Here is a 5,955-nt window from a genome sequence, read left to right on the forward strand (position 1 = left end):
CCCACCCCCACCGTCGGATTCGACCTGGACATGACCCTCATCGACTCCCGCCCCGGCATCCACGCCTGCTACACCCGCCTCGCCGAGGACACCCGCACCCCCATCGACGCCGACGCCGCCGTCAGCCGCCTCGGCCCTCCGCTGGAGTGGGAGCTGAGCCACTGGTTCCCCGAGGACCGCGTCCCGGAGATGGCCGCGCGGTACCGCGAGCTGTACCCCACGTACGCCATCGAACCCACCCACGCCCTCCCCGGCGCCGCCGACGCGATACGCGCCGTCCAGGAGCTCGGCGGGCGCGCCGTCGTGGTGACCGCCAAGAACCGGCCGCAGGCCGCCCTGCACCTCACCCACCTCGGGCTGGAGCCCGACGAGCTCATCGGCGGGCTGTGGGCGGAGGCCAAGGCGGAGGCGCTGCGCGCGCACGGCGCCTCGGTGTACGTCGGCGACCACACCGGCGACGTCCGCGGCGCCCATGCCGCCGGCGCGCTCTCGGTGGCCGTGCCGACCGGCCCGATCGGCGCGCGGGAGCTGCGCGAGGCGGGCGCTGACGTCGTCCTCGCCGATCTCACGGAGTTCCGCCCGTGGTGGAAGGCGTACGTCGGCGCCCAGGAGACGCCCTAGGCCGCGCCGCGCCCCGCCCGCACCGACCGCACCACACCCGCCGCGGCGATGAGGAAGCCCACCCCCATCAGCATGCACACCGCGTACGCGACGGGCGGGAACGGTGAGGTGTGCAGGAACAGCGGCGCCACCGTGACCAGCGTGGCGAGCGCGCCGACGAAGAAGACGATGACACCGGCGCGAACCAGCCGGTCCCCGCTGTTCGACTCGTCCCTGGCCGAATTCGCTTGGGTTTCGTTACTCACTCGGTCAGGGTAGTTCCCTGCCCGTAAGGACCCGCCGGGACGTCTTGTCAGCAGCCTCTGGACCATTAGCCTTGGTCTCGGCGGGTCCGAAGGCGACCCGCTGCCGTGCTATCCAGAGCCGTTTTCCGCGGCGCCCCGAGCACCCGACGACGAGTACGAGGACGAGGACAGACGTGCCTACCGGCAAGGTCAAATGGTTCAACAGCGAGAAGGGCTTCGGCTTTCTCTCCCGCGACGACGGCGGCGACGTCTTCGTCCACTCGTCCGTGCTCCCCTCCGGGGTCGAGACACTCAAGCCCGGCCAGCGCGTCGAGTTCGGTGTGGTCGCCGGCCAGCGCGGCGACCAGGCTCTCTCGGTGACCGTTCTCGACCCGGCCCCCTCGGTCGCCGCGGCCCAGCGCCGCAAGCCCGACGAACTGGCCTCCATCGTCCAGGACCTGACGACCCTGCTGGAGAACATCACGCCGATGCTGGAGCGCGGGCGCTACCCCGACAAGGCCGCGGGCAAGAAGATCGCCGGACTGCTGCGGGCGGTGGCGGACCAGCTCGACGTCTGACCGCCGGATTCCTCAGGCGAACCTGAGCGCGTCGCGGCCGAGCGGAGGCACCAGCCCCTCGGCCGCGGCCCGCGTCAGCAGCCCCCGCACCGCCGCGTAGCCGTCCTCGCCCAGATCGTGGGTGAACTCGTTGACGTAGAGCCCGATGTGCTGGTCGGCCACCGCCGGGTCCATCTCCTGGGCGTGCTCCCGTACGTAGGGCCGGGAGGCCTCCGGGTCGTCCCAGGCCATGCGGACGGAGGTCCGGACGGCCTCGGCGAGCTCGCGCAGCCGGGCCTCGCCCAGCGAGCGGCGGGCGATGATCGCGCCCAGCGGGATGGGCAGCCCGGTCGTCGACTCCCAGTGCTCGCCCATGTCGGCGAGCGAGTGCAGCCCGTACTCCTGGTAGGTGAAGCGGGCCTCGTGGATGACGAGTCCGGCGTCCACCCGGCCGTCGCGTACGGCGGGCATGATCTCGTGGAACGGCATCACGACGACCTTGCCGACACCGCCCGGCACCACGTCGGCCGCCCAGAGCCGGAAGAGCAGATACGCCGTCGAGCGCTCGCTCGGCACGGCGACGGTCCGGCCGGTGAGGTCCACACCGGGCTCGCGGGTGAGCACCAGCGGGCCGCAGCCGCGCCCGAGCGCCCCGCCGCACGGCAGCAGCGCGTAGTCGTCGAGGACCCAGGGCAGCACGGCGTACGACACCTTCAGCAGGTCGAAGCCGCCGTCGCCGGGACCGCGTTCGGCGATGCCGTTGGTGATGTCGATGTCCGCGAAGGTGACGTCGAGCTCCGGCGCGCCCGGGACGCGGCCGTGCGCCCAGGCGTCGAAGACGAAGGTGTCGTTGGGGCAGGGCGAGTAGGCGATGCGCAGCGGCTCAGTCATGACCGTTCCAACTCTCCAGTACGGGCGGGAGCTTCCCGAAGGCGTCGGTGAGTGCGGTGAGCGCGTCCCCGATCCGCCAGGCGGAACGGTCGCGCGGGCCCACGGCGTTGGAGACGGCCCGGATCTCCAGCACGGGAACCCCCTGCTGGGCCGCGGCCTCCGCGACCCCGAAGCCCTCCATCGCCTCGGCGGCGGCCCCCGGGTGCCGGGCCGCGAGCTCGGCGGCGCGGGCGGCGGTGCCGGTGACGGTGGAGACGGTGAGGACGGGGCCGTGGACGGCGCCGGTGGCCTCGGCGACCGCCCGGGCGAGCGGCTCGGGCGGCAGATGGGTGGAGCGCCCGAACCCGAGCGCCTCGACATCCAGATATCCCCCGGGCGTGTCGGCCCCGAGGTCGGCGGCGACGATCCGGGACGCCACCACCAGGCCGCCGACGGGCACGGCGGACGGGAACCCGCCCCCGATCCCGGCGGAGACCACCAGGCCGTACGGGGTACGGGCCAGGGCGGTGGCCGTGGCGGCGGCGGCCGAGGCGGGGCCCACGCCCCCCACGAGGACGTCCGCGCCCGCCGGGCACGCCCTCGTGACCGCGTCCCGCTCGGCGGGGACGGCGGTCACGACCAGGACGCGCATGTCAGCTGTCGTCGCGCTTGAGCGTGAAGCTCCAGACCGACTTGGGCTTGTTGTCCTCGCTGACCTGAATGATGTTGATCTTCTTGCTCTTGGGCGCGGCGGTCTGCCCGCCCGTCGCGAAGACGTCCGCGTTCGGGAACGAGCGGTAGGTCTTGTTGGACGGCTCGGTGATCGGGTTGCCGTCGAGGACCGCGACCCACTTGTTGCCGTGCTCCACCACGTCCGGGTCCACCCCCAGACGCAGGGTCGAGCCAGGCGAGTACTTGATCGTCTTGGAGGTCTTCACGCTGCTCAGGCAGGTGGTGAGCTTCTCCTCGGAGAGCACCTTGCCGTCGTTGCGGCAGGCGGCCTCGGCGGTCACCGACGTCGTCCCGACCGTCACGGTCGCGAGGGGCGTCGGCTTGTCGCAGGCGGAGAGGACGAGGAGGCCGACGGAGACAGCGCCCAGGGCGATGCCGGCCCGGCGGGCCTTACCAGAGGTGAACGAGGCGGTCATGAGCCGAAGGCTATCGGTCCCCCGAGATCACGCCACGCGCGGGTGTGGTGTGCCGCGCCGCGACGAGCTCAGCAGCCCCCGTACGGACGTGACCGCGCCCACCGCGAGCAGACCCGCGGCGACCGACATCCCGAGCACGCCGTTGAGCGGCAGCACGATCCCTATGGCACCGCCGAGCACCCACGACATCTGGAGCGCGGTCTCCGAGCGGGCGAACGCCGAGGTGCGCACCTCCTCGGGCACATCGCGCTGGAGCATCGCGTCCAGGGACAGCTTCGCCAGCGCCTGGGTGAAGCCCGCGGTCGCGCCGAGCACCGCCATCAGCACCCCGCTGAAGAACGCCGCCGCGCACGCCGCCGCGCCCAGCGCGGCCAGCAGCGCCGTCACGATGATGACCTCCGGGCCCCGGGAGCGCAGCATCGAGCCCGCCGCCGTGCCCAGCGCGTTGCCCACGCCCGCCGAGACGCCGACCACGCCCAGCGACACGGCGGCGCTCTGCCCGGAGAGCGGGTGCTCGCGCAGCAGGAACGCCAGGAAGAAGATCAGGAAGCCGGAGAGGGAGCGCAGGGCCGCGTTGGCGATCAGCCCGCTGCGCACCGACGAGCCGACCGAGCTCAGCCCCGGTTTGCGGCCGGCGCGGTCGACCAGGCCGGCCTTGCTCTCGCCCTTGGCGGAGTCCACCTTGTGGTCGAGGGTGAAGGCCAGGAACGTCCCCGCCACGAAGAGACAGAACGCCCCGTAGAGCGGCCACTCCGGCCCCACGTGCTGGAGCCCGGCGCCGACGGGGGCCGCCGCCGCCGTCGCGAGCAGCCCCGCGAGTGTGACTCTCGAATTGGCTTTGACCAGCGAGAACCCCGGTGGCAGCAGCCGGGGCACGACCGCGCTGCGCACCACCCCGTACGCCTTCGACGCCACCAGGACGCCGAGCGCCGCCGGATACAGCTCCAGACCGCCGGTGGCGACCGCGCCCGACATGGTGAGCGCGAGCAGCGCCCGCGCCAGCATGGCGCCCGCCATCGCGGCGCGCCGGCCGTGCGGCATCCGGTCCAGCAGCGGGCCGATCACCGGGGCCAGGAGGGTGAACGGGGCCATCGTGATCGCCAGATACAGCGCGACCCGGCCGCGGGCCTGGTCGGTGGGGACGGAGAAGAACACGGTGGACGCCAGGGCGACGGTGATCATGACGTCACCGGCGCCGTTCACGGCATGCAGCTCGATGAGCTTGCCCAGGCCGGACTCACCGGCGCCATGGGCATGTGTCGCCTTTCGGATGGAACGTGCGGTGCCCGTGATGGGCAGATGCAGCGCTCGGCCGACCGTCCGCCCCGCCCTGCGGAGGGGACCGGTCGTGTCGACGGACCTCGCGGTAGCCACTCAGTCATAGTGCCCCAACCCCGTCTGACCATGACGTACCGACAGGGATTCGGACCGGCAGGTGGGCCACGGGCCGGGAAGGGGGTAGCGTGACAGGCGCGCCGCCCGCGGCTGCTCATGGCCGCGCGCCTCTCCGCGATCCCGCAGAATGGATGGCGAAAGGCGCGCCCCTGATCAGTTCACGGCCCGGGCGCGGACGTCGACGCGGCCCCCTGGTCCGCTCCGTCCGCGACTCGTACGTACGCGGTCCCCGGCGCACCCGTGAGACGGCGTAGGAGAGAAGCGAGACCTGTGAGTGCTGCGACGACGCGAAGCCGTACCCCCGACCGCCTGTGCGCCGAAGCGGTCGACCTCGCCAGGGAGGCGGCCGAGGAGGCCGCCGCGCCCGGCGTGGTCGGAGAGCACGTATCGGTGGTGGCCGAGGGCGACCGGGTCGTCACGCACTTCTTCGAGTGCAAGGAGCCGGGGTACCGGGGCTGGCGCTGGGCGGTGACCGTCGCGCGGGCCTCCCGCGCGAAACTGGTCACGCTCGACGAGACGGTCCTGCTGCCCGGGCCCGACGCGCTCCAGGCGCCCGAATGGGTGCCGTGGAGCGAGCGGCTGCGCCCCGGGGACATGGGGCCCGGCGATCTGCTGCCCACCGAGGCGGACGATCTGCGCCTGGAGCCCGGCTACAGCGGGGAGGACGCCCCGCCGCCGAACTCCGCCGTCTCCGAGGAGATGGCCGAGCGGGTCGAGGCCGAGGACGCGGAGCTGGTGGCCCGCCCCGGAGCGGTGCGCGGCTCGATCGCTGCGGTGGCCGAGGAGCTCGGCATGCGCCGGGCGCGCGTGCTGTCCCGGTACGGGCTGCGCGCGGCGGCGGACCGCTGGGACGAGTCGTTCGGCGCGAATACCCCGATGGCGCAGGCGGCACCCGCGTCCTGTGTGTCGTGCGCCTTCCTGGCCCCGCTGGCCGGGTCGCTGCGACAGGCCTTCGGGGTCTGCGCGAACGAGTTCAGCCCCGCGGACGGGCGTGTCGTGTCCCTGTCCTACGGCTGCGGCGGCCACTCCGAGGCGGCGGTCATGCCGAAGCCCCCGCGACCGTCGGCGCCGGTGCTGGACACGCTGGGGGCGGACGCGCTGCCGTTGCGTCCCGCGGGGGACAGTGGGTCGGTGGGGGTT

The 5,955-nt window shown here is 73.3% G+C and carries 8 protein-coding genes; 3 read left to right on the plus strand and 5 right to left on the minus strand.

The window, feature by feature from the left end:
- On the plus strand, positions 1–621 hold a 621-nt coding region (locus ACJA3G_RS27750; protein WP_406555776.1), incomplete at its 5' end, for an HAD family hydrolase.
- Here ACJA3G_RS27750 and ACJA3G_RS27755 read toward each other — a convergent pair.
- The gene (locus ACJA3G_RS27755) at positions 618–866 is read right to left on the minus strand and encodes a hypothetical protein (protein WP_406555777.1); all 249 of its coding nucleotides are present in this window, start codon (positions 864–866) and stop codon (positions 618–620) included. The genes ACJA3G_RS27750 and ACJA3G_RS27755 overlap by 4 nt on opposite strands.
- Positions 867–1,039: 173 nt before the next feature.
- Here ACJA3G_RS27755 and ACJA3G_RS27760 point away from each other — a divergent pair, with 173 nt between their 5' ends.
- Positions 1,040–1,423, plus strand: coding sequence for a cold-shock protein (locus ACJA3G_RS27760; RefSeq protein WP_067162767.1), 384 nt, complete (start codon positions 1,040–1,042; stop codon positions 1,421–1,423).
- A gap of 12 nt (positions 1,424–1,435) precedes the next feature.
- Here the strand turns inward: ACJA3G_RS27760 and ACJA3G_RS27765 are convergent, their stop codons facing one another.
- The 4 genes from ACJA3G_RS27765 to ACJA3G_RS27780 are packed head-to-tail and all read right to left on the minus strand — an operon-like array spanning position 1,436 to position 4,794.
- The gene (locus ACJA3G_RS27765) at positions 1,436–2,293 is read right to left on the minus strand and encodes a 1,4-dihydroxy-6-naphthoate synthase (protein WP_406555778.1); all 858 of its coding nucleotides are present in this window, start codon (positions 2,291–2,293) and stop codon (positions 1,436–1,438) included.
- Positions 2,286–2,924: a futalosine hydrolase gene (locus ACJA3G_RS27770; protein ID WP_406555779.1), complete on the minus strand. Its 639-nt coding sequence runs from the start codon at positions 2,922–2,924 to the stop codon at positions 2,286–2,288. Before ACJA3G_RS27770 ends, ACJA3G_RS27765 begins: the two co-directional genes overlap by 8 nt.
- A gap of 1 nt (position 2,925) precedes the next feature.
- Entirely contained in the window at positions 2,926–3,420 is a 495-nt protein-coding gene (locus ACJA3G_RS27775; protein WP_406555780.1) for a DUF2771 domain-containing protein, read from the minus strand.
- 27 nt (positions 3,421–3,447) lie between these two features.
- The gene (locus tag ACJA3G_RS27780; protein ID WP_406555781.1) at positions 3,448–4,794 is read right to left on the minus strand and encodes an MFS transporter; all 1,347 of its coding nucleotides are present in this window, start codon (positions 4,792–4,794) and stop codon (positions 3,448–3,450) included.
- A gap of 291 nt (positions 4,795–5,085) precedes the next feature.
- Between ACJA3G_RS27780 and ACJA3G_RS27785 the strand changes: the two genes are divergently transcribed.
- On the plus strand, positions 5,086–5,955 hold an 870-nt coding region (locus ACJA3G_RS27785; RefSeq protein ID WP_406555782.1), incomplete at its 3' end, for a DUF3027 domain-containing protein.

The sequence above is a fragment of the Streptomyces sp. YS-3 genome, from assembly GCF_045257485.1.
Lineage (GTDB): Bacteria > Actinomycetota > Actinomycetes > Streptomycetales > Streptomycetaceae > Streptomyces.

What these genes read in the sequence shown, in the direction of transcription:
- ACJA3G_RS27775 (WP_406555780.1), bottom strand. Translation starts at nt 3,420, where the DNA reads ATGACCGCCTCGTTCACCTCTGGTAAGGCCCGCCGGGCCGGCATCGCC.
- ACJA3G_RS27770 (WP_406555779.1), bottom strand. Translation starts at nt 2,924, where the DNA reads ATGCGCGTCCTGGTCGTGACCGCCGTCCCCGCCGAGCGGGACGCGGTC.
- ACJA3G_RS27765 (WP_406555778.1), bottom strand. Translation starts at nt 2,293, where the DNA reads ATGACTGAGCCGCTGCGCATCGCCTACTCGCCCTGCCCCAACGACACC.